Source organism: Variovorax sp. RCC_210, from assembly GCF_041355175.1.
Taxonomy (GTDB): Bacteria; Pseudomonadota; Gammaproteobacteria; order Burkholderiales; family Burkholderiaceae_C; genus Variovorax.
The window spans coordinates 160187-185377 of the sequence record NZ_JBFUPJ010000007.1 but is presented as its reverse complement, the minus strand read 5'-3'; the positions used below and the strand labels follow the sequence as shown (position 1 = coordinate 185377).

Below are 25191 nucleotides of genomic sequence, written 5' to 3'. Positions count from 1 at the left end.
TCTGCCGCGGCGGTAAGTCGCTTGTTCATGGGATTGCGTTACGGTTTGTTGCAAACCAAAGTTCTCCCACACCGACGAAGAACAACAGGGACAACCGTGCAACAGCTTTTCCGCGCGCCCCGCTCGCTGCCGGCGCTTAGCGTGTTGATCGAGGCCAGCGCCCACAGGCCTGAAGCGCTGGCCCGCTACCTAGGTGTCAGCCCGCGCACGTTCGCGCGCTGGCGGGCACGTGGCGCCGCGCCGCGGCCCATCGAGCTGGCGCTCTACTGGGAAAGCTTCTACGGCGTGCAGCACATCGAGGCCGACGCCTTCAACGCGGCACGGCAAAGCGCGGCCGAGGCCGCAGCATGGAAACGGGAATGCGAGCGCCTGGCGGGCGTGGTGGCCCGGCTCGAAACGGAATACGACTGGGGCAGCGCGAACGCGCCCGTGTACGCGGTCTAGGTCCGGCAGCGCGCGAACACCGTGCGAGTGATCACGGCGCCCGACGAAAACGAGTTCCCCGAGGCGAAGAAAAAGGGGGTGGCATCGCCACCCTGATTCAACACGTCATAGCCGGCGCTGCCGCACAGCTCACCGGCTTTTTCATAGCATGCGTCGATGCTCTGCACTGCCCCGTCACACGAGATTTTGTGAACCGGCTTGCCGTCTTGGCCAGTGATCGTGCGCGATGTGGCGCACCCACCAAGGGCGACGGCGACAACGAGTAAACAGGCGGTTTTCATGGCCGCCGATTATGGGACCTAGGCCGCCTCTTTGTCGCAGTTACAGCCGCCGAAAGCGGTGTTGCTTTGGATGAAGTCGCGCACCTTGGGCATGCGCGAGAGCACCAGGGCCGCGATCAGCGCGCCGGCCATGATGATGATGGTTTCTCGGCCAATCTCAGGCAGCGTCGGAATCCAGGCTTTCATTTCACCCCCACAGGCCGCGCATGCGGCAACACGTCGATGCGGGCATGCGCCCGCTGAATCTCGGCGCGCATGCTGTGCAGTTCATGGCGCACCACGCCCCAAACCGCCAGCGCGCTACCGACCATCGAGGCCGCGCACACGGCCAGCAGTTCGGGCGAATTCACGATGGCTTTTTCTCGGCCGGCTTCTTCTCGGCCAGCACGACGGCGGCCAGGCCGCCCACGCCCATGGCCACCTGCCCCACGAGGCTGATGGTGTCGGGCGGCAGGCCGAACAGTGCGCCGAGCGCGGCGATACCGGCCCAGGTGGAGGGCTCGCGAATTCGTTTGAGAAGAATGTCCATTGGTCAGGTTGCCATGTTGAGGGTGAGATAGGACCACCACGGCCGCGGCGCCTGATAGCTGCCGTCCGCGATGGCGTTGTCAAGCCGGCGCACGTCCGCTTGTTCGGCCTGGCGCGTGGCGGTGGAGCCCCACACGCCCGGGCCGAGATAGGTTCCGTCCGCGCTGAAAATGTCTGAGTGGCCACCACCCAGATACCACGGCACGTTGTAAGGCTTGCCGGGCGGCGCGTTGGGCTGCGCACCGTACGGCACGTAGTCGCCCGTCACCGGATCGATGGTCCCTTGCACACCCAGCGCGGACGCAACCGCGTCGCCGCCGCTGCGAATGCTGGTGCCCACGCCGCTGATGGTGTTGCCCACGGAATCCCAGGCGCCGCCCAGGCCGCCCGCCAGACTCGTGTACAGGCCATCGAACGAGGCGGCGACGCCGTCGACAAGGCCGCTTGCCGCGGCGCGCGCCTGGCGCTGCACATACCAGGCGCCGACGCCGAGCACGAGCACGCCCGCGATGATGACCTTGGTGTCGGTGTTCAGTTTCATGTGGGGGTAGGAACGACAGCTTTCGCCGCGTCAATCTCCGCTTGCAGCTGGCCGACCTGCGCTTGCAGCTGCGCGCCGGCCGGCGACGGCACGGCGGGCGCCGCAGGCGTTGCGGCCGGCTTGACTTTCCAGAAGTAGTAGCCGGCCGCCGCAGCGACCGCGCACACGATCAGGAGTTCGGATTGCTTCATGCGGCCCCGCCACCGAAGCCGCCGTACCAGGCCTGCACCTGGCCCATGGAGCGGCCACCCTGCCCCGCCGTCGACCCCGGCAAGCTGGCCCACTGGGAAGAGGCCTTCCGCACGGCGCCGGCCAGGTCCCCCACGGCCAGCCGGCCATAGGCGCCGCAGTCGCGCAGCAGCTGCACCGCCGCCGCATCCTGCGATGCGGGGCCGAAGTCGGAGAGCCCGAGCTTGGCCTTGAGCTTCAGCCATGTGGGCTTGATGAACTGGTACGCGCCGGCCGCCGTGCTCACGCAGCCCGGGCCGTAGCCCGAGGCCGCGCACATCGCTGGGGGCAGCGTCTCGCCGCGCCATTCGCCCGTGACGGCCGGGTGGTCGGACAGGTCCTGCACGGTGTGCCGGTAGGCGTAGCAGACGCGGTACGGGTCCGCAGCGTTCGCGGTGCCCTCGCATTGCTTGATGGTTTCGAGGAACGCGCGCACGTTCGCATCGATGCTGAATCCGGAGGGCTGCTGTGTCATGGCTTCCACCTCGCTGCCGAGGTTCGCGATAGATTGGGAAATGTCATCGATGGGAAACGCTGCATCGATCCAGGCGCCGGGATCGAAGGACCCCCACGCGCCGCCGCTGTCGGAGGGCGCCTCTTCGAATTCCGCGTTGGTGTGCTGCCCGCGCGCGTACGCCGCGAGCGCCAGGGCGCCGAGGCCCAGCACTGCGAACGACACAAGGACGCGGGCGCTGCTCATCAGATGACTTCTTCCGTGAATTCGAAAGAGGCCGTCAGGTCAACATTCACGTTGTTGGCAAACGCCATCAAGCTGTATCCCGGCAGAACGATCAGCGGCGCGCCCTTCGGCTGAAACAGCACGGGCGCGCCGGCCGGCAAATTCACGTTGAACATGAGATTCCCCGTCAGCAGCGCCGCGCCGCTTGCCTGAGTCTTCACCAGCGCCACGCCCAGCGGCGACCCGGAGAGTCGGCTGCTACTGCGCCCCGAAGTCACGTCGCCAGTTAGCACATTGGTCGAAAAACCGAGACTCACGGGCGTTGTCAGGCTGCTAGACATGGTCACGCTGTTCACGATGACCCTTCGACCCGAGCCCGCAGGATTGAACACCTGGCAGTACGAATTTGTGGCCGCCACGGCCGCCTGATAGGTGGAGGCAAGGAACGCCATACCGGCGAGAGCGCGCGCGCGTTCGCCGTCGATGATCTGCACCGTCGAGGAAATGCGCCGCGTGCCCGCGTCACCCGAACCGACGAAGAAGCGGATGAACTGCGCTTGCGCGCTGTAAATCTGCAGCGAGTTAAAGCCCTCTTTCGGCTGGCTGAAGAACGACGCCTCGCTGTTCTTCATGATCGACATTTGCGCGCCGGACTTGTCCATGAGGTACACGTCGAGAGCGTATTGCGCATCGAGAATTTCGAGGCGCTGGCCGTTGATATGGAACGTCTTGGTTTCGCCGGCCGCCCACGTGCCGCTCAGAATTTCGATCATTTGGAGCCTTTCAGCAGCACGACCGCAGCGACCGCCGCGGCGGCCAACATGGCGTACTTGCCAATATCGGCGTTCTTGTTTTCGGTGGGGGTGAAGCTGTCCACCGCCTTGCCGGCCAGCGCGTAGCCTTCGGACATTTGGTCAATCATTTTGTCGACCACGTTCGCCCCGAATTGCAAGGTGCTGTCCCAGGCTTTCGAGTTCGCCGCGATGCTGTCCTTATTCAGGTTCACGACCGCGCCGCCCACGTCGCGCAGCGTGGTGGCGCTCATCTGGCCCAGGGCCGTGACGGCATCGGGCAGCGTGCCCGCCAGCGTCTTCAGCACCTCGGCATCGGCGCTGTACATGTTGACCGTGGCCGTCGAGCCGCTGCCGACCTGCACGGCATCCTGAAGCACCGCCCGGCTGTCTTGGTTGACAGTGGTAGTCGAAAGCGAAGCGCTCGATCCACCGCCGCCGCCCTTGTAGAGCCGCGTTTCGAGAGGGTCCGCGCAGTGACGGCGCTCCCAGCGTTTGAAGATCATGCGACCGCCTTTTTCATGATGAAGCCGGCCACCCTGTAGCCGGCGCTTTTCGATTTTTTGACCAGGCCCACGCGCCGCGTTTCGAAGGCCACGTGCGTGCAGCCGCAGCGCTTCGCCATTTCATCGAACAGGGCAAGGCCAACTTCCGTCAGCCCCGCGCCGCTGCGCGAGCCTGCGCCATCGATCCACAGCACCTCGCCCTTGACGCGCGCCACGAACACGCCGACGCCCGCGGGCGTGCGCAGTTCGAAGCACTGGCCGTGCGCCGCGATGCCTTCGGGCGTATCGCAAGCGAGCGGCGCGCGCAGCCCCGCTGCGCGCATGGTGGCCGCGGCATCGGCCGCGGTCACTTCTTGGACTTGGACAGCTTCCACGCGACGGCCCCGAAAAGCACCAGCCAGACGATGGGCGGCACGCCGCCCAGGCCCAGCGAATCGAGCCCGAGGCCACCGGAGGCATAGGGATCGTCGTAGTAGCTGCCGTACGGACTTTTCGCGCCCGCGCTGGGGTTGGCCGATGCAATCGGGCCTTCGCTGCGAATGGTCTTGTCCTGGCGGTTGTCGAGCGTGGCGTTGTTGTTGTTGCCGAGGATGACTTGCCAGCCCGAGCCATCGAGGCCAGAGCCGAACACCGCCGCTTGCGTAGCCTGCGGTGTGGCCGAGGCCCCGCCGCCGCTGGCGCTGCCGCCGCTGGTGCCGCCCATGAAGGCGCCGGCCACCGCGCCGATGGCCGTGCCCCAGCCGGGCATGATCGTCGTGCCAATGGCCGCGCCCTGTGCGGCGCCGGACAGCTCGCCGGCCATTACTTCTTGCTCAGCAGGAGGAACGCGCCACCGATCAGCAGCAGGGGCAGCAGGTTGGAGCCCACCGACAGCGAGCGCACCTGGCGGCCGTTTTGGTAGGTCAGCCCGTTCTGGCCCGCGTACGTCGGCGCCAGGCCGCCATTCGCCACGGCGTAGGCCCGGCTCGCGCTGTCGATCAGGCGAGAAACGCCCATCGTCGCCGCGTTCCAGTCCCAGGACTTTCCGTTGTCGGGATAGCCGGCGCCCATGCGCGCCTGTTCGACGGCATCGCGCGGCATGAAGAACGAGGTGATGCCACCGCTGCCGGCGCTGCCGTTCACGTAGTCATACGAACCGTTCGCCACGTCGCGAGCTTCGTCCAGGCTCACCTGGTTTCCGCCGTAGGCGCCCAGCGTCTGAAAGACGCCGCCCGAGAGGTCGTCAGTTCCCGCAAGGCCCAAATAGTCGGTCTGTTGCGACCCAAATCCCCATGCCATATCAGCTCCTTTTGTTGGTGCCGACGATCAGGGACGGTCGTTCAGCGTGATCGATTCGGTGTAGATATCGAACGTGCCCGCGGCCAGCGTCTTCAGACGAATGTCCAGGTTCTGGATGGGCATCGACTTGCCGCCGACGTTGATGTTCGCCGTGTTGAGCATGTGACCCATGAGGTTGTGTTCGGTGAAGTCCACGACGAACAGGCCGGCCTGCGGCACCTTGCCGTACGTCTTCTCGAAAAATTCGTTCTGGATCTGCGTCAGCGCTTCGTACTCGTCGGCGCCCTCGCGGCGCACGCGGATCGTGTCGATGTTGGCCAGCGTGCCGAACACGTACATGCGCTTCAGCTGCTCGCCGTTCAGGCCGAAAGGAATGATGACCTGTTCTTCGACGGCGCCGGCCAGGGTCTTCTGGAAAAAGCGGTTGCGCACGATCAGGCGGTTTGCGCTCGGCACGTCCACTTCGGCCACGGCCTTGATGACCGATGCAGCCGTCACGGTGTACGTGGCAATGTCGAATTCAATCGTCATGTCCTGCACGCCGGCTTCGGCGGTGGCCGCGTAGGCGCCGAGGGTCATCGAGGCCTCGTCCTTGCCGTTGCGCTCCATGAAGTCGAGCTCCAACACGTTGGCGTCGGTGGCGTTGCCGTTGTAGGCATTGCGCGCGGCCAGCTGGGCGTACGACTTCCAGCGCAGGCGCTCCGAGCCGTTGACCTTGAGCACGATGTTCGACAGCAGCGCGGCGGTGATGTTGCCTGCAGTGAAGATGACAATTTTGTTGTACGTCATGCCCAGGGGCAGACGGATGGTTGCACGCGACACCGGGCCGACGTTTTGAATTTGGTTCAGCTGTACCTTGCGGGTCATCGCGTGTTTCCTTGAGGGTTGAGGGGCAGGCGACGGGCTTTAGGCCAGTGCGGTCTGCACGACGTTGCGCGTGAACGAAACCTTGTTCAGCACGTAGATCGTTGCGAGAACGACAGCGGTGGTCATCAGCGCGTCTTTGAGCTTGCTTTGCATTTGCGGTCCTGTGAATGGTGAGGTGAAGGAGCCGCCATTACCACCCAGCGGCCCGTACAACACATAGCGCCGAGGCCCGTACGTAGGGCCTACGTAGCTCACTCACTTTCCGGACATTTTTTTGCTGCCGCGAGTGGTTTTTCCGGTACGGAAATCGCGCTCGATCCAGTTCAACACCGTCACGTTGCCCTGCTCGATGGTGTGCAGGCCCTCGATATCGGCGACCGGCACAGACATGGCGCCGGCCATGGCCTTGCGGTCAGCCGGAAACCGCTGTGTGAAGCAGCGGATGTACGTGCAGCCGCCGAGAAAGTGCTTATCGATATCGGCCGGCCGCTGTGTGGCCGCGACGATCTGCAAGCCCGCGTGCCGGCCCTTTTTCGTGCACTGGCGCCAGGCCATCGGCGCATGCGTGGGAGACGTCACATCCGCGAGTTCTTCCACCAGCATGACCAGGCGGCCGGCCGCGAACGCGATGCGGCAGAAGATCGCGAACTTTTCATCGTACGTACGAGCGTCCGGGCCCGGGTAGTAGGCGACTTTGAAGGCCTTGCCCTTCGCCTGGCGCGCCACATCGCCAAGGTTCGACGTGGTGACCGCCACCAGGTCCCCGTACTCCCCCAGCGGGTCCCACACCAGCAGGCGCGCAGGGCGCAGCCCGCGCATGTATTCGCGCAGGCTGACGCCCTTGCCCGAGCCTGTCGCGCCGCAGTACAGGCGCAGGCTCGGCTTATTGCTGTTGTCCATGGCGCCCCCTCCTCACCTTGCGCACGGCAAGCGGCGGCCGAGCCGGCGCGGCCCCGCCGAGGTTGAAAAGGTCGTAGCGCCACCCCAGCCAAGCCGCGTAGACAGCGAGCCCGAGCACCGCCAGCATGATCAATCCGAACACCAGAGCCACAAGGCACAGCTCCGAGTCATTCAGCGCGCACGTCATGCCGGCGCGCCGGGCGTCGGGGCCGGCGTCGGTGCTGGGGCCCGAGCTTTTTCCTTCGGCGCTTCCAGAATCTTTTTCGTCATCACGATGGGCGGCGCGAGCGCGGCCACCAACATGACGTAGCAGCCGTAGTCGCCCATGAGCGAACCCATGGTCCAGCCGTGCTTTTCCAGCACGGCCGCGCCGGCCGCGGCCGAGGCGCCGAGCACGCCGTCATTCCACACGCCGGCCAGCGCGTTCATTCGCTGTTCGTCCGTGACCATGGCCAACATCGGAAACGCCATCGCGCGTATCGCCTGAAGCGTGACGAGCAATTCGCTTTCGTTGTTGGCCGTGACCTGTTCGGCTTGCGCGACCTGGCCGGCCTGGGCTTCGCGCTCCGGCGACGTGTCGAGCATGTCGGCCTCACGCGCGATGTTGTCGAGGCTTTCCGGCGCGGCGCCGCCCGCGGGCTTCGCAACTACGTCGGTCACGTCGGGGGTGTTGGTCAAGGCCATGTGAACATTCCGAAAGGTTTCCGCGCCGCGGGAGCGGGCACGGGTGCCGCGGGCGCAGCAGGCGCAACGGGCGTTGGTGCGGGGGTAGGTGCGGGCGCCAGCTCGGGCGCGTTGGCGGCCCGAGTGATACAGGCGCGTAGCAGCTCATCCGAGCGGCCCGATCGCGCGAACAGCTGGCAGTTACAGCTGTTGCACGTCATGACCGCAAGGCCGTTCTTCGACAGGGAGACGCGCATAGCGCCCGCGCAGAGCGGGCACTTGCCGTCGCCGATCTTTTCGGCGGCCACGACTTAGGCTTCGAACCAGGCGCGCAGCGCGCGGGCCAGATCGACCGCGGGCGTGCGCGGGTCGGAGGCGTGGGGGCCTTCTTCTTCGATGCGCTTCAGCTCATCGATCAGGGCCTGATCGGCTTCACTGTGCTCAGTAGGGGTTGTCATCTTCGGTTTCCTGTAGCGCCACGGGTGCCGGTGGCTTCGGTCTTGCGGCAAAGCGCCGCAATCTGGGCCTGTACTCACGAACGGGGGCCCACTCACTGACTCGCGAGAGGTCCCGGTGCGTACAGTTATTGACATGAATCCGAGTGCTCGCGGCTTCGCCGCTGCGCTCGAATACGGACGCGGCGGCGCGCTGCGCCTCATCCTTCGTCCCTTGGGTCACGACCCAGGTGCAGCGCTCCGATTCGACGGACGCGAATAGCTTCCGTTCGAACGCTGGCGCGGCCGGGTTCATGACGTGGATGTGATTGCGAAACAGCTGCACGCCGTGCGCATCGACGCCCAGCTGCCGCGCCGGCACGGGCTCGCCGTAGCGCCCCACCCTGCCGGCATCGGCCATGCTGCGCTCGCCCTTCAGCAGCCGCATGCGCATGGCGGCGCGCGGGCAACCAATGCCGCCCTGCGCTGCGATATAGCGTTTCCAGGCGATGGCCTGCATGCCTGGCTCGCCCGTGGCGTTCACGGCCGACACCGCCACGCGCAGCGCTTCGGGCGCGTGCTCGCTCATGTTCTCCGGGTTGATGCGGCGCAGCTCGCGCCACACGCCCACGGGCGCGCCGCCGATCTGCTGAAACTGCCGAATGCGCCACGTTGAGGCCCAGGCTTCCACGCGCTGCGAACTGGTGATCGCGTCATTGCCGAACAGGTCGAGGCCCACGCCGTGGCCGTCGATGTTCTTCGACACGTATTTGATGACGTAGCCGACCGCCGAGCCCTTCGCCCAGTCGATCAGCTCAAAGTCAACGCGGTGCTTTTGCGCGCCCGGTTCGTCCGGGGAATCAGCGTCAAGGAAATAGCGCCGGACCAGCTCGGACAAGTCTCCAAAAAGCCCCTCACGGAAGAACAGCAGGCAATGCCAATGCGGTGTCCCATCGTGCTGGGGTTCTGCGATTCGGAAGCCGTAAAGGTCCAGGCCGCTGCGAGCCGCGGCAGATCGGAATCGAGCCCAAGCGAGAGAGAGATAGCGTTGCGCTTCAGCAGGGGTCGAGCCGTCATATCGTGGGTTGTCATACACGCGTCCTTTGCGGGTTGTTTTCTTGTGGAACCGGCTCGGGCACGTCATCGTGACCATGCAGCCAGCGTGTCCGAGGTCTTTCGCGATCAGTTCGAAACCAGCTATGCGCGTGAGCAGCTCTACGCGCCGAATCGCCTTGTTCGCGGTGCCGGTGGCCGCCAGCTCGGCCAGCGTGCGCGACTGGCCAAGGTCGTTCACGGCCGTGACGGATTCGAGGGACGCGGCATTGCGCGCGTTCTGGCCAGCGCGGCGCCGTACGGCCTCATCGCTCGCGTAGAGCCCGGCATGCTTGCCCACCAGGCCGATACCGATGGCGCAGGCCTCAACGGTGCGCGCGTGCAGCTTGCGCAGCGTGCGGCGCCACCAGCGCGCGCACGCCATGCGCGCCACCGCGCCAGCCCGCGTGACGGTGGGGCCGGCCGGCCACAGGTCGAGCATGCCGCGCGCCTCCATCAGCGCACGCGCCTGATGCGAGAGCCACAGGCCCACCCAGCCCGGGCCGTAGCGCACGCGCATGGGGGCATGCCCTTCGCTGCGCTCCGCAATGGCGCGCATGTGGCGCAGGCGGCGCGCGAAGTCGTTCGCGGTCAGCTCGGCCGCCGCGCAGATATCCGCGTCCGTGGCGTCGGGGCGCAGGCCGGCGCGCTCCGCTTCCGTCAGCTGCAAGACGCGCTCTTTCCAGCGGTAGTAGTTGAGGTCCGACAGCTTTTCGAGGGACTTTGTAAGCCTGGCCTGCCACGAAAGCGGAAACCGATCGATCACCCACCGCAGGCGGGTTTTGTCGTACCGATCGAGGTAGCTTTCGAGGCTCACAGGCGCCAGACGTGGGGAGCGCGCTTCACCTGGGCGACGGCCCGGGCGTTTGCCTCATTGCGCAGGATGCGCAGATGCGCCAGCACGCACGGCGCCGGCTTGGGCGGCTGTGCGGCCGGGTTGTCCGTCAGCGGCGCCAGGGACGACCACACGCCGAACTGCGGCGCCACGATTGCCTGTTTCACGTGAGCCCGCGCGCCGAGCATTCAGAGCAGCGGGTGCCCATGGGCGCCATGCACACCGCACCGTTCATGCGGATGCCGCACACCGTGCGTCCGGTCACTCCAACGATGCTCGGGCGACCGGGCCGAAGCAGCGGGGGAAGCTCGAAAACTTCCCCCGTTGCCTCGATCACGTCCGCGATAAACAGGTTTGCCGGGACCACCGGCACGCCGGCGCTCACAGCATCGACGCCGGCAGGCCGCCAGCGTGTTCGATGCCGGAGAGCACGGCGCCAACGGCGTTCTTGTCGAGCACCATCGTTCCGACCACGACAGCACCAACGCGAATCGAGAGCTTGACGCCCTCGCCCTGCGGCTCGATGACGAGTGCGCGCAGGTTGTCGAGCTTGACGGTCGTTTTCATTCGGCGCCGCCCATCTCGCTGTCGCTCGCTTCCGCGACGGTGGAGAAGCACTCGGGGCACAAGTCGCCCTGTTTCGCTACAGAGCCGTCCTGCTCGCACTCGTCGGACCAGCCCGACCAGTCGCACATGTTGCAGCCGACCCACCGGACGCCGGCCGCCGCCTTTACCGTACTTTGCATAGAGCCCACCTCTACCCTCCCCCTCGATCAGAAGGCCGCGACGGATCGAGGTGGGAGGGAGAAAAAACCCGCCGCGGCGGCCGGACGATACCTCACGGGTCTTGAGTACACAAGGCCCATGAGCATTGATGGCTCAAGGGTTTTGCCGTACGTTACGGGAATCGCGGGAATTTCCCGTACGAGGTGGGCACCATGCAGACGACGAAACAGCTACTCGACCGAGCCAAAAAAGCGCAAGGCATCGAGAGCGATTACAGGCTTTCAAAGGAACTGGGCGTTGTGCCCACCGCCGTCACGAACTGGCGTTCAGGGCGATCCAGCCCGGATGACCTGATCGCGGCCAAGCTGGCCGAGATGGCCCAGCAGGACCCGCTGAGCGTCATTGCAGAACTTCACGCCGCACGCGCGAAGACTCCCGACGCAAAACAGCTTTGGCTTCGCATGGCGCAGCAGCTGCGGCATGCCGTCGCAGCTGTCATGATGGCCCTGGGCGCCGCTATGCTTTTCGGAGCACCGAGCCCTCAAGGCGCAATGGCTTCCACCCTCCCCTACGGTGGAAACGGCCCGGGCTCTGAATCTTATGTTAAATTCTAAATTCATTTGTTGTCGGCGAAATTGGCCGATCTGTAGCTAGCAGAACATAAACAATTTGGTTGTCAACACAACTCTCGTTGCCTATTTTGAGAACATCTCGCATCTGCCCCTGGCTTGTTGGGCCTCGGGCAAGCCGCGACACTCCGACTTCATGACAAGGCTTTGAACCGACCAAGAGGCCGTTCACGCTCTTGAAGAGATCGCTAGCCCCTCTACGTCGCGGACGGACGGCGCTGAGGCCTCTGCCCACTATTCCGGCAATGAGTCCCACTTGCATGCGGTTCTGTTGCTTTTGAAGGCCGGCCATGCAGCCATAAGTCGCACTCCGGCGGCTTTTTATGAGTACGACTCTCCCCTTTCTTCCGTGATCGCTCGTACTCCGGCAATACATCTGCCAGTACAGCGCGGCAGTGGCGGACCGCATCTGATCGAAAGCAGCATTTGGACCAAAGCGGCGCTATTGCGCCGGAAATGGTTGACCCAGACCGAGGTATCAACCGAAACAACCGTCGAAAGGTCACGAGCGAAGTAACACACAGGCTGACGCTCGAAACGGAACTCGATGGCGATCTTGGGCGAGCGGCCGCGAGGTTGCGAAAAGCAGACCAGATTTCATTCCTCAGGTGCGGATACATCCGATGGTGCTCGGAGAGCTAGCGTGCGGAACTCCACCATCGCGAACGCAGACCCTCGCTAATTTGGAGCGTCTACAGCACATGCAGCAAGCAAGCCTTCGAGAAGTGCTGATCTTCATTGAGAAGGAACGCCTCGTCGGATTGGGTTGTGGACTTGTGGACATTACCTTGTTGGCTTCCACCCTGATAACGCCAAGAGCCGAGTTGTGGACACTGGAGAAACGGCTAGGAAATTAGCGCGTCAGTTTGCTGTGGCGTACCAACCTGTCACCCACTAGCCACCTGCAGCTCAATGAACTCGCAAAATGTCACCCAAAGGAGAGCACTGACCGCCTCTGCTTCACTTCCCCCCCGCCGGCAGCACGCAGGAAATTGTCGATGCTGGCTAGCTGGTTTGGACATACAGCTCCTCAGTACTGATTCGACTTCGTCAGATAAATTCTCTCCGGCTTTGCCGAGCTTGGTTCGATGCAGCCAACTGCCAACTCCATGCGTCGCGGCAAATCTGGTTGATGTCTCGCGTTGCACGCCAACCGAAGTGAACGTGCGCACGGGTCACATCCGCGAAGCTCAAGGCGACGTCTCCTGGTCGACGACCTACGATTTCATAAGGTACCGCATTGCCGCTCGCGCGCTCGACCGCGGCCACCATCTCAAGCACGGAAGTTCCTTTGCCCGTACCCAGGTTCACTACGATCCCATCGTTCGACGACGCCAGATAGTCCAGCGCTGACACATGGCCTTCAGCAAGGTCCATGACATGGATGAAGTCGCGTACACCAGTTCCATCGGGTGTCGAGTAGTCCCCGCCAAAGATGCGCAGCAGAGGACGGTCTCCTGCAGCCACCTGCACGACGTAGGGCATGAGATTGTTCGGGACTCCATTGGGCCGCTCGCCGATAAGTGCGCTTTCGTGGGCACCGGCAGGGTTGAAGTAGCGCAGCTTGGCGATGCGCCACGAAGAGTCGGCTCGTGAAAAGTCATCGAGCATCTCTTCCACGAACAGTTTGCTGCGCCCATAGGGGCTGGTTGCGCCACGGGGCATGTCCTCATTCACAGGCATGTCCCCTGCCTCTCCGTATACCGTGGCTGAAGAGGAAAACACAAAGGTCCAGCATTGCGCGCGTCGCATGGCCTTCAGCACACAGAGCGTCCCGGTCACGTTGTGGCTGAAGTAGTCCAGAGGCAGTTCGACAGATTCGCCAACTGACTTGAGTCCAGCAAAATGAAGTACCGCTTCTATAGGTCGGCTCGCGAACAACCAGTCGAGCAAGGTCGCATCCCGGATGTCGCCCTGCACTATCTCAGGCCTGAACCCGAGGATATGCGCGAGGCGGTCGCCAACGCCGGGATCGCTGTTCGAGAAGTTGTCGACGATGACGAACTCGCGGCCCGCGCGGGCCAGCGCGACACACGTGTGCGAGCCGATGTATCCGGCACCTCCCGTCACGAGAATCATGAGAGCCCCCCGGCGCCGGTGATGACCCGCGCGCCCAGTGGCTCACGGGGATGCACGCGGCGGCGCAGTAAGCCCGAGAGGAGTCCCCAGGCGCCCACGTTCCAGTAGGTGAAGGAGTAGATGCCCAGGCGAAGAGATCCGCGACGGTATGCAAGGACGCCAACGGGAACCAGGACCAGCGGAACCAGCGCGAGCGGCTGCCAGATGCCGCTCAACACCAGCAGCACCCACCAGCAGATGACGGCGGTCGCGTTTCGCAGATGGCTGAGCCGACGCACCACGACGCCAAAGTGCGCCTGGCCGAGTGCGGCCCGCAGCACTTCGCCAGCGCCGCGTGTGTAGCCCGAGCGAATGCGCCGACGCATGAGCGTGTAGCCGCCGATGGTATGTCCGAAGTGGTCGACCGCCGTGCGATCCAGCCGTGCAAGCCGCCAACCGGCGCTTTCGAGTCGGGCTGCCAGATCGAACTCTTCGAATGCGTGCAGATTCCGGTCTGCAAAATATCCGATCTGCCGGATCGCCTCGACGCGGTACAGGCCGCCTCCGTCGAGTCGGTCGACAAAGCCAGGCCGTCGATGGCTTTCGGCATGCGCGGACCTGACCCGAATCTGGAACTCCTCACCTTCGACGATGCGTTCGTTCACATGGCCGCCGACTCCCGCCACCTGCGCGTTAGCCCGCAGGAAGTCGATAGCTTCTGGCAAGAACGTCGCATCCAACTCCATATCCGCGTCCTGCAAATAGAAAAACTCCGTGTCGACATGTTGGAACGCGAGTTGCGCACCGGCGCCGCAACAGCGCTGCGAGTGGTCGGCGAGTTGCACCACCCGCACCGGGTATTTGCTGGCGATCTCCAGCGTCCGATCGGTGGAGCCGCTGTCGGCCAGCACCACGACGCCGTCGAACGGGGCCACCGCGCGCAATGCATGTTCGAGGGCGGCTGCGATCCTCGCCTCCTCGTTGAGCGCCTTGATTCCCACCGTCACCATGAGCCGTGCTCCTTGGCTGGCGCATTGCCAGCATTGCCCGTTCCGCGTATCCACGTACCCACCGCGCGCCAGATCCAGGCGGCGATCAGCAACTCCCCAAACAAAATCCCGGCAATCGACCAGAGCGGGCCTTTCAGCCAGATGAGGGCCGTCACCGCCGCAATGGAGCCAACAGACGAGATGACGCTGGCCCATGCGAGCACCCGAAACTCTCCCGCTGCCTGAAGCAACACGCCGTGCGGCGTGCGGGCGGCGCGCACGCCGGCGACTGCGAGCCAGAGTGCCGCGCTGGCCGCGATGACTGAGAGGTCGTAACGCTCGGGGAAAAGCAGCCTCGGTGCGAACAGGAACAGTAGCGCTGCCGCTGCCGCTGAGGCCACCCACGTGGCGATGAGCGCCCACTGGAAAACCCGCAACGATCCAATGGCCGATCCGCGCGCACCTGCACCGATCTGGCGCGCCATCTGCGCCCGCTCGAACTCGGTAAGCGCGTTGATGACCACGCTGATCGGCCGGATCAACAAGGCGCTCGCGGCCAGAGGGGCGAAGGCGGTCGCGCCAAAGGCAAAGGTGACGATGTACACATGGGCGTTGGCCGTGGCTTCGGTGGTCAGCACGCCGAGCAGCGACCACCCGGAATGCTGGCGCCAGATGCGCAGGTAACCAGGCAGGTCACGCGGCCTCAGGTCCGCGAACTGGCTCCGGAAATAGCTGCCCCCGAATGGCAGCAGACCCGCGACGGCACTGAGAGCGAGCGCGCCGAACGCCGCTGCAAGTGCGTGCTGCGGGGCCATCCACACGGCCACGACACCCAAGAGCAGAGCCGCGCTGTAGGTGATGTCGGAAGCGGTCGTGCGAAGCGGAAAACCCAAGGCATACGCATGCGTCCTGGCAAACCATCGCAACGAGGAAGAAGCCGCGAAGCCGGCGCACAGGAGCGAGGCGTCCCACCCTACTCCGACAGCGAGCCCTGCCGTTAAAAACACGGTGGCAGAAACGACTGCAGCGAGCCCATTGGCGGCGAAAAGCGATCTGACGTCGCCGTCACGAGCGGCGTGGTCCTTCATCGACATCAGCAAGGGCAGCGGAGCACAGAAAAGTGCGCCCGTGATTCCTGCTCCGAACTGAGTCGCGACCAGCAGAAACGAAAACGCCCCGAAAGCCTCCGCACCTAAAGAGTGCAGGAGCACTACCGACAGCGCAAACTGGGCGCCGGCCGAAGCAACAGGGCCGGCTGCGGCGAGGAGGTAGCGCGAAATCCTGGAGTCGAGCAACGGGGGCATGGACGGGTCCAACCGTGGTCAAGGAGGCGCCTCGTGGCTGAAGATCGGCGCGATAGTACATCCAAACGTTTCACAAAACGAATGAAACGCGTACATTATTCCTAATACTGCGATTAGTTCCGCGTTCTCGCACGACGTCTCAGTGAACATACGCTCCAAAGCGCTGTTCTGCTGAAATGTCTTCAAAACGTCAACTAATAGGTTACTGAAAGCGGCGAGTCACGATAGATTCGATGGCCGATTCAGTGGTCGATGGACAGATCCACGCTTGTGGCAACCGGCCAGCCGCCCGGCGCGCACGCACCGCTACCGCCAATCCAGGAAGGAACGTCTTGCTCTGCACAGCCCGCCTTTTGATGATCATCTCCACGTCGTGCGCGATGGCGGCCTGCGCGAACATGGAGTCGGGGATGCGGATCGGCAACGGCGAGCGTCCGACAACGAGCGACACCGCCCAGGTTCAGCCTGTTGTCCAGATGATCTCGCCCCAGCTCATTGCGCAAGAGCAAAACGCGCGGGACCTCGCGGCAAAGCAGGATGTCAGCGAATTCGTCAAGGCGCCGGCCTCGTACGTCATCGGCAAGGGTGATTTGCTGTCCGTGCTCGTCTGGAACTATCCCGAACTCAACATTGCGACGACCGGCGCACAGGCTTTGTCGAGCACCAACGGCGCGCAGACGCCAGCCGCCTATGTGGTCGATCAGGACGGCCAGATCCAATTTCCCTACGTAGGCAGCATCGAGATGGCCGGCCTCACCGAGACACAGGCCAGGGACAAACTCTCTGCCCGCCTGTTCAAGTCGATCAAGAAACCAGATCTGACGCTGCGGGTGCTGTCGTTCAGAAGCAAGAAGGTCTATGTTGACGGAGAGGTGAAGACACCCGGCAACCAGGCGATCGACGACGTCCCCATGACGCTGCTGGAGGCGATCACGCGTGCCGGCGGCCTGCTTCCCATGGCCGACCAGAGCGCGATCGCCGTCAGCCGGGGAGGTGTGACCCGCACGATCAACTTGCCGCTGCTGGTGCGCCAAGGCATCAGCCCTTCGTCCGTGGTACTGGCCAACGGCGACGTCGTTCGCGTGCGCAGCCGCGACGAGAACAAGGTCTACGTACTGGGCGAAGTCAACGCACCAAAGGCCCTGCCGCTGGTGGATGGTCGCATGTCGCTCACGCAGGCACTCGGTGAAGCCGGAGGGCTCAACCAGTTGAGCGCCGCGGGCACACAGGTCTACGTGGTACGCAACGCCAATAGCAAGACGCCCCTGGTCTACAACCTGGATGCGCAGTCACCTGTCGCGCTGGCGCTCGCTGACGAATTCCAGCTCACGCCGCGCGATGTCGTCTTCGTCGACGCCTCCGGGCTCGCCAGATTCAACCGGATCATGTCGCTCATCCTGCCGAATGCAGCGAGCGCTACTGCCTCCTACTACAACGTCAACACGACGAAATAGGTCGCACCGGCCGATGAACTCAATGACCGGACTCCGACCATGAAGCGTTCCTCTCAAGACGGCGGCGCTCGGCCGCAGCCTGCACGCGATCTGCTTGACCTGGGTCATGTCGCGCGCGTGCTCTGGCAAAGCAAATGGATGGTGGGCGGCATCACGGCCTTGGTTTTCGCGGCCGGCTGCGTCGTTGCGATGCTGGTGCCGCCCGTCTACCAGGCAAACCTCCTCATCAAGGTCGACCTTGGTGATGCGGCGCCGAAAAATCTACCGGCCAATCTGTCGGGCCTGTTCGAGCTCAAGACAGCCGCGACGTCCGAGCTCGAGCTGCTGCGCTCACGCGCCGTTGTGACGGGGGCGGTTGAAGCGTTCCGCCTCTACATCGAAGCTGCACCGAAGCGCTTGCCGGTGGTTGGGGCGTACGTGGCGGAACACAATCCCGAACTCTCGCAGCCGGGGCTGTTCGGCTATGGCGGCACCACCTGGGGCAGCGAGTCGATTGCTGTGCAACGGTTCGACGTGCCGGCGTCCATGACGAAGAAGGCCTTTGTCGTCCAGGCCGAGGCGCCAGGGACCTACAACCTTCAGTATGGTGGTCACGTCTATGGGCGCGCCCGCGTAGGCGAACAGCTGCAGCTGCAGATTCCCGAAGGCGAAGTCATCCTGAAGATCGACGAAATCCAGGGGCGCCCCGGCGCAGAGTTCGTGCTGAAGAGAACGTCCAGGGTGGACGCCGTCGAGAAGCTACAGAAGGCCCTCGTCGTTGCCGAGAACAACAAGGCCTCCGGCATCATTTCGGTCAGCCTGCAATACCCTGAGGCGAACGCAGCAGCGGCCATCCTGAACGAGATTGCACGTCAGTACTTGCAGCAGAACGTCAGCCTGCGATCTGAAGATGCCGAGCGATCGCTCGCCTTCGTCGAGAGCCAGCTCCCAGGCCTGAAAACTTCGCTCGAAACGGCGGAAGCGCGATACAGCGCATTTCGCAATAACAGGGGCACAGTCGATGTCGCAGAGGAAGTCAAGGCAGCGCTCCAACTGTCGGTCCAGTCGCAGGTCCGCATGGTCGAGTTGCGCCAGCGGCGCGACGAACTGCTGACGCGCTACCAGAACGAGAACCCCCTTGTCGAGGCAGTCAATCAGCAGATCCGCACGGGCGCGGCCGAGATCGCCTCACTGAACGAGAAGCTGAAGAAAATACCTGCGACGGAGCAGGACGCCGCGCAGCTGACCCGAGACGTCAAGGTCAATACGGATCTCTACTCCTCGTTGCTGGCGACGGCTCAGCAACTGAGGCTGGCCAAAGCCAGCAGCATCGGCAGCGCCCGGCTCATCGACAGCGCCGTGATCCCCACCACACCGGTCAAACCCAACCGCAAGCTGATCGCGGCAGCAGCTGCCGTGGCGGGACTGCTGGTGGCGATGTTCACTGCACTCTTTCGGAATTCCTTCATCAACACCATCGACGACCGCGACGAGTTGGCTCGAGCCATCGACCTGCCCGTCACCGCCGTGGTGCCGCACAGCGCCTTGCAAGTACGCCTGCTGAAGGCCGCAACGCGCAAGGACCCCCGGTTGCACTTGCTGGCGGAAAACGCGTCGGAGACTGGCGCCATGGAAAGCCTGCGGACATTCCGCACGGCGATCGACTTCTCGATCCGCAACGCGCCCAACAACATCATCGCCATCGTCGGCCCGACGTCTGGGGTAGGCAAGTCGTTCGTGGCGGCGAACCTGAGCGCACTGATCGCCAGTTCTCGCAAACGCGTCCTGCTGATCGACGCTGACGTGCGGGGCGGCACCCTTCACCAGTACTTTGGACGCGAGCGCGCGGGCGGACTGGCCGAGGCCATCACGTCAGAAATGAAACTGGAGGACGCCACGCAGCATGTCGCTGGGACGATGCACTTCATGTCGACCGGCAGCTTGCGCACCCATCCAGCCGACCTGCTCGCCACCGATGCGCTCTCGCTCGTGCTCAACGAGCTGTCCAGTCGCTTCGACTACGTGGTGATCGACACGCCCCCCACCCTCCCGGTGGCTGACGCGCTCATCATCGCGAAGCATGTCGGCCTGGTTTATTGCGTGGCGCGCCGCGGCGTGACGAGTGTCCGGCAACTGCTTGAAACGCAACAGCGATTTCAGCAAAGCGGCACCCCCCTCACCGGGCTCGTGTTCAACGACGCAAAGCCGACCGACGTGGCCTATGGCGCCTCCTACCGAAGAGGCCCAGTCAAATCCCCATTGCTGCTCGGCACCGAGCGCGCCTGAGGCCTGCCAGCGTGCGCGCCCTGTCGACGCTAACTGCCAGCGCGCGCGTCACGCTGCGCTGTGCACTTACGTGGCTCGCCGCGTCGCTTGCACGTGTACGCGCAGCTGCATGCCTGGGCCTGCTGTCGTGCTGGGCGGTTGTGCCGGCGTTGGCCGACATCTCGGCGCCCGAAAGCTACCGATGGAAGCCAGTAGCAATCGGTGGTGGCGGATTCATCACAGGACTCAGCGCGGACCGCACAAGCGCCACGCGCGTGGCACGTGCCGATGTGTACGGCGCCTATCTCTGGTTGGCCGATCGGAACCGCTGGACTCAACTGGTGACCGCATCGAGCATGCCGGCAGACCTGCACTTCCAGAATGCCGCCAATGACGGCGTCTTCGAGGTGGTGGTGGCGCCCTCGAATCCCGAGCGAATCTTCATGGCGTTCAAAGGCCGTGTGCTCCGCTCTGATGACCGAGGCGCGCGGTTCGTCAAGACAGCACCTCTGGGCTCGACCGCTGTCGAGTTCGATCCCAACAGCCCCTATCGCGACAGCGGGCCTTTCATGGCAGTGGACCCCGCAAACGCCGACCTGGTCCTGTTCGCCACACCCGCAGGCGGCGTCTGGCGATCGACCGATGCCGGCGCGCACTGGCAACGGGTGACGCTGCCAGCAGGCAGAGCGCCCCCCACAGGTCAGCCGGCAGCAGAGGGTGGCTGCGGCGTGCTCTGGTTTGCTCCCGATGCTGGGTTGCAGGCCAGCACCGTGTGGGCTGCGATACCAGGCGAAGGCGTGTACATCTCCCGTGACAAAGGGGCTAGTTTTTCGCGCCTGCCGAACAGCTCGGAAGACAGCCCCCGTCAACTCGGCCAAGGTGCCTTCGCGCCAGACGGCACCTTCTTTGGCGTGGACCGTACGTCGCGCTCGCTGTGGCGCTACCGGGATGGCGCCTGGAGCCAACTTTCGAACACAGCCGAGTTACCTGCGCTCGCGTTCACCACTTTGGCCATTGATGACCACTCGTCGCATGTGTATGTGTTCGATGAAGGTGGTCGCAGCTTTGTCTCGCGCAATCTGGGCAGCCGTTGGAGCGAGCTCAAACATCGCTCAGAGGTCGGCGTGGGCGATCCGCCTTGGTTGCACGTGAGCAACAAGTCCTATTTTGCGATGGCGCACGTGCAGTTCGACGCCCGGGTGCCCGGCCGGCTCTGGGCTGGCACGGGCACCGGCGTCTACTACGCGGATACTGCCGGCACGCCGAAGCGCATCCAGTGGGTCAGCCAGACCCGCGGAATCGAAGAGCTCGTGGCCAACGATGTCATCAAGCCTGCAGGCAGGGCAGCGGTTTTCGCCGCGTGGGACTTTGGGATTCATGTAAAGGGCGATCTCGACACCTTTTCCACCGGATACGGTCCCAAGGAACGCGTGCTGATCGCGGCACAGCAGGTGGCGTGGTCGCCGGCCGATCCCCTCTTTCTGGCAACCAATGCCTCCGACACCCGCACTGGCTGCTGTTCGGGTGACGGAGACGCGGTATTGGCCGGCTACAGCACGGACGGCGGCCGCAGCTGGTACCGATTCGCCAGGCTGCCTCAGCCGCCAGGCACTGCGCCGTCCGACCCCTGGCGCATGTCTTTCGGCTCCATCGCCGTGTCCGCAGGCGACACCACCAACATCGTTTGGGCACCTTCGTTCAATCGTTCGCCCTACTATTCCAGAGACCGCGGCGCCAGCTGGTCGCGCGTGACATTGCCCGGTGAGGTTCTACCCCTGACAGGTTCGCACTCTGCGTTCCATTTGCACCGCAAGACGTTGGCGGCCGATCGCGAGCAAAGCGGCACTTTCTACTTGGTGCATAGCGGCGACGGCTACAACGCCGCGCTGGCGGGTTTATGGGTGTCCGACGACGGCGGCGCTCGATGGAAGCGCGCGTTCGTGGGAGAGATCGCGCCGTACAGCACCAAAAGCGCCAAGTTGCGGGCTGTGCCTGGCCATGCTGGTCACCTCTTTTTCACCTCGGGCGTCTACAGCCCCTTCGACACACGCTTGCGACGCTCGCGCGACGGCGGCGCTTCGTGGTCCGCCCTCGACGGCGTCGACCAGGTGGAAGACGTAGCGTTTGGACGCGCCGCCGCGGGCGCGGCCTACCCCGCAATTTTTCTTGCTGGACGTGTGGCCGGCCGCTATGGCATCTGGCGCTCCGTCGATGACGCCGGGCGCTGGCAGCGCGTCGGTGGCTTTCCCGTCGGGTCACTGGACCAGGTGACCGTGATCGAAGGCGATCCAGACCGCTTCGGCCGCGTCTACCTCGGATTCAAGGGCTCGGGCTGGGCCTACGGTGAGCCGGCGCCCTGCACCCCGGTGCCGTACCAGTTCGCAGCCAACGACGAATGTGTGGCGGTCCAGTGACCGCGAGCCTTCTTGACCCCGCGCGCAAGAGCACTCCAGCCTTGCGCGCCTCACCCACAGAACTCAGATGCTAATTTCAGAAAGCCTGGTGGTCGGAGGCATCGTCACCATACGGCGAACCCGTACGCAGATGGCCGTTCAGATGCTCGCTGACCACAGCGAGGTCGCGCGAGGACACCTGACGCATCCACGTGTAGTGACATCGTCAAATGGCTACGTCATTGCAAGATTCCATGCAGAACCGTCGTTCAGGCGTCTGATCACTCAGGCGGACATCGTCGATGCAGATGGAATGCCGCTCATCTTTGCCACGAAGCTGCTGTGCAAGAGTCCGTTAGTTGAACGCGTGGCAACCACGGACTTCATTCACGACGCAGCACAGGCAGCGATCAGGAATGACCTGAAGTTCTATTTCCTGGGCGGTAAACCCGGCATCGCGCTTCGCGCGGCAGACAACCTGCGCGCCATCCATGATGGGCTCGACATCGTTGGACTGCGGCACGGGTACTTCAAGCCAGAGGAAGAGGAATCCATCTGCGCAGAAATCCGCGCGCTGGACACGGACGTGCTCTGGGTCGGTTTGGGCAGCCCTTATCAAGAAGCTTTCGCCATTCGCAACCGCGAGCGGCTGAAGGGGCTCACCTGGATCCGTACCTGCGGCGGCCTGTTCGACCACTGCGCCGGCACGGTCACGCGCGCGCCCCAATGGATGCGACAAGCCGGACTGGAATGGCTGCACCGCGCAATGAAGGAACCCGTGCGACTGGGAGGGCGCTATCTGGTTACGAACCCGCTAGCCGCCTACCACCTTCTCACGAAGACCTACGACACCAGTTCGCAGCGGTTTCGCCGCCTCAAGCACTACCGCCACTGAAGAGACCACGCCATGTCGAAGCCCTCCATCGTCTTTCTGACCACGCACTCGTCCAAAGGCGGGACGCTCGACTACATCTTCGCGCTGAAAGCGCACTTCGATTCTCTGGGCTATACGTGCTCGATCGTGGCGCTGAAAAAAGGCGCTGACCACGATCCCCGCCCGCAGATCGAGGTGCTAAGCGCTGGCGGTGGAGCGATGTCATTGCTGGGCGCGGCAAGTCGCTTTCTGCGACTCACCCGCCATCGCAAGTCCAGCGTCGTCCTCGGTGTGATGCCTTTGGCCAACGTACTGAGTGCCGTGGCTGCCACGGTCTGCCGAGGCAAGGCTGTCGCCACGCACCACAACCCGTACGTCACTCATGGCAGGGTCGCACGGGCGCTGGACAGGATGGCGGGAGCCGTCGGCATGTATGCCAGGGTTTTCTGCGTGTCAAACTCGGTCGCGCAATCGTTCGACAAGCATCCCACGCGCTATCGGCAAAGTCTGCGTGTGATCCGCAACGGGGTAACGCCAATCAGTGCATCGAGCCATGCGCCAGAAGTCATCAAGCGCCGCTTCGGCGTGCCGCTGCACGGTGCCATGGTCCTCATGCTGGGTCGTCTTTCCGAAGAGAAAAACGTCTTGGGTGTGATCGAGGCCATCGTTGCGGTAGATGGCGTCCAGCTGGTCTTGGCTGGCGACGGACCGCAACGCGAGGCCTGCGAGGAATTGATTCGGCGCCGCGACCTCGGCGAGCGCGTCCATTTGCTTGGAACGGTGAGCAGGCCCGATGTCGGCGAGTTGCTGCATGCCGCCGACGTGTTTGTTCAGGTCAGTTTTTACGAAGGCAACAGCTTGGCGCTGTTGGAGGCCGTATCGGCACGCGCCGTCCTCGTGGTGAGCCGCGTGCCGGCGCAAGTGGAAGCTGTCGGACTGCCGGATGGGTCGTCGGCAGCGGTGCTTTGCGACCCTGCATCGCCTCAGCAGATCGGTGATGCCATCCGCAGCGCCGCCTTCGATGAGACGCTACGTCAACAGTTGCGCAGCCGAGTTGAGAAGCTTGGGAGCATGTACCCGTCCGTCGAGGAAATGCTTTCGACCTACGCATCGGAGATGCGCATGCTCGATGGCACGACGAGCCACCACGACTCTTTCATCGGCTAGGCAGTCGCTCCAGCCAGCGTATCGGCAGGCGCCGATGCCGAACGTGTCTCAACAGCCAGCAACGCGATGGCAAGCATCAGGAACACGTGCACCGCCGCATCGCGGTCGAACAGACTGGATTCGGTGAGGTTGTGCCCGACACCAAACACCACTAGCGCTGTCAGCAGGCTGCGCCTCGAACGGTCCAGACCGGCGTCAGTCAGCAATACCCGCATAGGCGCAACGATCACGGCACACAGTGCCAGCAAAAGCCCGGGAAGTCCGATTTGCACAACCAGGTCGAGGAACCCGTTGTGCCCGCTGGTGATCTGGGCCACCCAGCCTCCGGTGTATGCAGCGATAGGCTCAGGGAACCCGATGTTCCAGAAAGATCCAAAGCCGGAACCCAGCAACCAGTGTTCGCGCCAGAACTGAAAAAGAGGCGGCCAGATCTGGACCCGGCCTGTGAGCGTGTCTTCGCGAGCAAAAGGCGCGACGATGTCGGCCCAATATGCGGGGACGATAAAGGCGATCAGCAGGACCAGCACCGCTCCGACCGCTAATAGCACATTGCGGTAGCGCACGTCGTACCTCAGCGATACCAATCCGACCACCGCGCTGGCTGCGAGCAATGCCATCGAGGTCTTCGACTCTGTTCGGAAGAGGAAATAGCCAGCAGCGGCAATGACCGTCCACCGGACGACGGCTCGGACCTCCCGCGCGTCCAGCAGGAAGAAAAGGACAGTGAGCGAGCAGGCAGCGCCGGCAAAGTTCTTTTGCTGCAGAACACCACGCCAGGCGCCCACGACGCTCGGGTCCGCCTCGGTGGCCTGATGGATCGCCCAGTCCGGCCAACCCACCACAGCCACGTAATTCGCCAACAGCACCAGCACCATCAACACCCTCACCAACTTCAGCGTTCGCACATAGCCGCTTCGATCGACCAGCAGGAACGTGCTGACAACGACGATGACAGTCAGGAACAGCCGACGCGCGCCGACCGATGGGTTGATGGCCCATCCGATGCTGAGAGCGCACCACGCGAGCGTCAAAAGAATGCTCACAGGGATGACAGACAGACGCCAGGGAACGCCGACCGGTCTTCCCCAGACGAGTGCTATCCCGAAAATCGAGATGTACACCAGCTGGCGAAACAGGTTCCCCTCCCCTGCCGCCTCAACTCCAGCAACCGACCCATCGGTGAAAACTGGCGACAGTACCGCAAACGCCAAGAGACAGAACAACGCAAGACTTGCGAGTAGGTCTGTCCTGATGTGGAACGGAGTGGAAGAGTGTTCGTTGTGCAT

Annotated in this window: 32 protein-coding genes; 7 read left to right on the top strand and 25 right to left on the bottom strand. The window is 63.9% G+C overall.

Features of this window, described 5'->3' with window-relative positions:
- Nucleotides 1-96 precede the first annotated feature (96 nt).
- Nucleotides 97-444: a helix-turn-helix transcriptional regulator gene (locus tag AB6807_RS20750; RefSeq protein WP_371086052.1), complete on the top strand. Its 348-nt coding sequence runs from the start codon at nucleotides 97-99 to the stop codon at nucleotides 442-444.
- Here AB6807_RS20750 and AB6807_RS20745 read toward each other — a convergent pair.
- The 21 genes from AB6807_RS20745 to AB6807_RS20645 all read right to left on the bottom strand — a co-directional run bounded on the left by AB6807_RS20745 (nucleotide 441) and on the right by AB6807_RS20645 (nucleotide 10813).
- Entirely contained in the window at nucleotides 441-725 is a 285-nt protein-coding gene (locus tag AB6807_RS20745; RefSeq protein ID WP_371086050.1) for a hypothetical protein, read from the bottom strand. The genes AB6807_RS20750 and AB6807_RS20745 overlap by 4 nt on opposite strands.
- Nucleotides 726-743: 18 nt before the next feature.
- Nucleotides 744-911 carry a hypothetical protein gene (locus AB6807_RS20740; protein ID WP_371086049.1) on the bottom strand — a complete coding sequence of 56 codons (168 nt, stop codon included), beginning with the start codon at nucleotides 909-911 and terminating at the stop codon, nucleotides 744-746.
- Nucleotides 908-1075 (bottom strand): hypothetical protein, encoded by a 168-nt coding sequence (locus tag AB6807_RS20735; RefSeq protein WP_371086048.1) that lies wholly within the window; start codon nucleotides 1073-1075, stop codon nucleotides 908-910. Before AB6807_RS20735 ends, AB6807_RS20740 begins: the two co-directional genes overlap by 4 nt.
- Complete coding sequence (locus tag AB6807_RS20730) at nucleotides 1072-1254, bottom strand: hypothetical protein (RefSeq protein ID WP_371086047.1); 183 nt, start codon at nucleotides 1252-1254, stop codon at nucleotides 1072-1074. Before AB6807_RS20730 ends, AB6807_RS20735 begins: the two co-directional genes overlap by 4 nt.
- A 3-nt stretch (nucleotides 1255-1257) precedes the next feature.
- Entirely contained in the window at nucleotides 1258-1794 is a 537-nt protein-coding gene (locus AB6807_RS20725; RefSeq protein ID WP_371086046.1) for a hypothetical protein, read from the bottom strand.
- Entirely contained in the window at nucleotides 1791-1985 is a 195-nt protein-coding gene (locus AB6807_RS20720; RefSeq protein WP_371086045.1) for a hypothetical protein, read from the bottom strand. The genes AB6807_RS20725 and AB6807_RS20720 overlap by 4 nt, the downstream gene beginning before the upstream one ends.
- Nucleotides 1982-2722: an endolysin gene (locus AB6807_RS20715; RefSeq protein ID WP_371086044.1), complete on the bottom strand. Its 741-nt coding sequence runs from the start codon at nucleotides 2720-2722 to the stop codon at nucleotides 1982-1984. Before AB6807_RS20715 ends, AB6807_RS20720 begins: the two co-directional genes overlap by 4 nt.
- The gene (locus AB6807_RS20710) at nucleotides 2722-3474 is read right to left on the bottom strand and encodes a hypothetical protein (protein WP_371086043.1); all 753 of its coding nucleotides are present in this window, start codon (nucleotides 3472-3474) and stop codon (nucleotides 2722-2724) included. The genes AB6807_RS20715 and AB6807_RS20710 overlap by 1 nt, the downstream gene beginning before the upstream one ends.
- Complete coding sequence (locus tag AB6807_RS20705; RefSeq protein WP_371086042.1) at nucleotides 3471-3998, bottom strand: hypothetical protein; 528 nt, start codon at nucleotides 3996-3998, stop codon at nucleotides 3471-3473. The genes AB6807_RS20710 and AB6807_RS20705 overlap by 4 nt, the downstream gene beginning before the upstream one ends.
- Entirely contained in the window at nucleotides 3995-4348 is a 354-nt protein-coding gene (locus tag AB6807_RS20700) for a hypothetical protein (RefSeq protein ID WP_371086041.1), read from the bottom strand. The genes AB6807_RS20705 and AB6807_RS20700 overlap by 4 nt, the downstream gene beginning before the upstream one ends.
- Complete coding sequence (locus tag AB6807_RS20695; protein WP_371086040.1) at nucleotides 4345-4800, bottom strand: hypothetical protein; 456 nt, start codon at nucleotides 4798-4800, stop codon at nucleotides 4345-4347. Before AB6807_RS20695 ends, AB6807_RS20700 begins: the two co-directional genes overlap by 4 nt.
- Nucleotides 4800-5276, bottom strand: a complete 477-nt coding sequence (locus tag AB6807_RS20690; RefSeq protein WP_371086039.1) for a hypothetical protein — start codon at nucleotides 5274-5276, stop codon at nucleotides 4800-4802. Before AB6807_RS20690 ends, AB6807_RS20695 begins: the two co-directional genes overlap by 1 nt.
- 27 nt (nucleotides 5277-5303) lie before the next feature.
- Nucleotides 5304-6143 carry a major capsid protein P2 gene (locus tag AB6807_RS20685; RefSeq protein WP_371086038.1) on the bottom strand — a complete coding sequence of 280 codons (840 nt, stop codon included), beginning with the start codon at nucleotides 6141-6143 and terminating at the stop codon, nucleotides 5304-5306.
- Between the two features lie 255 nt (nucleotides 6144-6398).
- The gene (locus AB6807_RS20680) at nucleotides 6399-7043 is read right to left on the bottom strand and encodes a hypothetical protein (protein ID WP_371086037.1); all 645 of its coding nucleotides are present in this window, start codon (nucleotides 7041-7043) and stop codon (nucleotides 6399-6401) included.
- Nucleotides 7027-7230, bottom strand: a complete 204-nt coding sequence (locus AB6807_RS20675; protein WP_371086036.1) for a hypothetical protein — start codon at nucleotides 7228-7230, stop codon at nucleotides 7027-7029. Before AB6807_RS20675 ends, AB6807_RS20680 begins: the two co-directional genes overlap by 17 nt.
- Entirely contained in the window at nucleotides 7227-7721 is a 495-nt protein-coding gene (locus AB6807_RS20670) for a hypothetical protein (protein ID WP_371086035.1), read from the bottom strand. The genes AB6807_RS20675 and AB6807_RS20670 overlap by 4 nt, the downstream gene beginning before the upstream one ends.
- A gap of 296 nt (nucleotides 7722-8017) precedes the next feature.
- Nucleotides 8018-8164, bottom strand: a complete 147-nt coding sequence (locus AB6807_RS20665; RefSeq protein ID WP_371086034.1) for a hypothetical protein — start codon at nucleotides 8162-8164, stop codon at nucleotides 8018-8020.
- Complete coding sequence (locus AB6807_RS20660) at nucleotides 8148-10049, bottom strand: replication endonuclease (RefSeq protein ID WP_371086033.1); 1902 nt, start codon at nucleotides 10047-10049, stop codon at nucleotides 8148-8150. The genes AB6807_RS20665 and AB6807_RS20660 overlap by 17 nt, the downstream gene beginning before the upstream one ends.
- Entirely contained in the window at nucleotides 10046-10234 is a 189-nt protein-coding gene (locus tag AB6807_RS20655) for a hypothetical protein (RefSeq protein WP_371086032.1), read from the bottom strand. Before AB6807_RS20655 ends, AB6807_RS20660 begins: the two co-directional genes overlap by 4 nt.
- A gap of 214 nt (nucleotides 10235-10448) precedes the next feature.
- Nucleotides 10449-10634, bottom strand: coding sequence for a hypothetical protein (locus AB6807_RS20650; RefSeq protein WP_371086031.1), 186 nt, complete (start codon nucleotides 10632-10634; stop codon nucleotides 10449-10451).
- On the bottom strand, nucleotides 10631-10813 hold the full coding sequence (locus AB6807_RS20645; RefSeq protein ID WP_371086030.1) for a hypothetical protein: 183 nt from the start codon (nucleotides 10811-10813) through the stop codon (nucleotides 10631-10633). Before AB6807_RS20645 ends, AB6807_RS20650 begins: the two co-directional genes overlap by 4 nt.
- Before the next feature lie 192 nt (nucleotides 10814-11005).
- On the opposite strand from AB6807_RS20645, the gene AB6807_RS20640 reads away from it, so the two are divergent.
- The gene (locus tag AB6807_RS20640; RefSeq protein ID WP_371086029.1) at nucleotides 11006-11407 is read left to right on the top strand and encodes a DUF3693 domain-containing protein; all 402 of its coding nucleotides are present in this window, start codon (nucleotides 11006-11008) and stop codon (nucleotides 11405-11407) included.
- A gap of 1065 nt (nucleotides 11408-12472) precedes the next feature.
- Here AB6807_RS20640 and galE read toward each other — a convergent pair.
- Genes galE through AB6807_RS20625 form a run of 3 tightly spaced genes read right to left on the bottom strand, consistent with a single transcriptional unit; the run spans nucleotide 12473 to nucleotide 15773 of the window.
- Nucleotides 12473-13501, bottom strand: a complete 1029-nt coding sequence (gene galE, locus AB6807_RS20635) for a UDP-glucose 4-epimerase GalE (protein WP_371086028.1) — start codon at nucleotides 13499-13501, stop codon at nucleotides 12473-12475.
- Complete coding sequence (locus AB6807_RS20630; RefSeq protein ID WP_371086027.1) at nucleotides 13498-14490, bottom strand: glycosyltransferase family 2 protein; 993 nt, start codon at nucleotides 14488-14490, stop codon at nucleotides 13498-13500. Before AB6807_RS20630 ends, galE begins: the two co-directional genes overlap by 4 nt.
- On the bottom strand, nucleotides 14484-15773 hold the full coding sequence (locus tag AB6807_RS20625) for a hypothetical protein (RefSeq protein ID WP_371086026.1): 1290 nt from the start codon (nucleotides 15771-15773) through the stop codon (nucleotides 14484-14486). The genes AB6807_RS20630 and AB6807_RS20625 overlap by 7 nt, the downstream gene beginning before the upstream one ends.
- 356 nt (nucleotides 15774-16129) lie before the next feature.
- On the opposite strand from AB6807_RS20625, the gene AB6807_RS20620 reads away from it, so the two are divergent.
- The 5 genes from AB6807_RS20620 (at nucleotide 16130) to AB6807_RS20600 (ending at nucleotide 23905) form a co-directional block, all read left to right on the top strand.
- On the top strand, nucleotides 16130-17227 hold the full coding sequence (locus tag AB6807_RS20620) for a polysaccharide biosynthesis/export family protein (protein ID WP_371086025.1): 1098 nt from the start codon (nucleotides 16130-16132) through the stop codon (nucleotides 17225-17227).
- Nucleotides 17228-17266: 39 nt separating this feature from the next.
- On the top strand, nucleotides 17267-19492 hold the full coding sequence (locus AB6807_RS20615; protein ID WP_371086024.1) for a polysaccharide biosynthesis tyrosine autokinase: 2226 nt from the start codon (nucleotides 17267-17269) through the stop codon (nucleotides 19490-19492).
- 11 nt (nucleotides 19493-19503) lie between these two features.
- On the top strand, nucleotides 19504-21885 hold the full coding sequence (locus AB6807_RS20610; protein WP_371086023.1) for a hypothetical protein: 2382 nt from the start codon (nucleotides 19504-19506) through the stop codon (nucleotides 21883-21885).
- Between the two features lie 67 nt (nucleotides 21886-21952).
- Nucleotides 21953-22759 carry a WecB/TagA/CpsF family glycosyltransferase gene (locus AB6807_RS20605; RefSeq protein WP_371086022.1) on the top strand — a complete coding sequence of 269 codons (807 nt, stop codon included), beginning with the start codon at nucleotides 21953-21955 and terminating at the stop codon, nucleotides 22757-22759.
- 12 nt (nucleotides 22760-22771) lie between these two features.
- Complete coding sequence (locus AB6807_RS20600) at nucleotides 22772-23905, top strand: glycosyltransferase family 4 protein (protein WP_371086021.1); 1134 nt, start codon at nucleotides 22772-22774, stop codon at nucleotides 23903-23905.
- On the opposite strand, the gene AB6807_RS20595 is transcribed toward AB6807_RS20600, so the two are convergent.
- On the bottom strand, nucleotides 23902-25191 hold the full coding sequence (locus AB6807_RS20595; RefSeq protein WP_371086020.1) for an O-antigen ligase family protein: 1290 nt from the start codon (nucleotides 25189-25191) through the stop codon (nucleotides 23902-23904). The genes AB6807_RS20600 and AB6807_RS20595 overlap by 4 nt on opposite strands.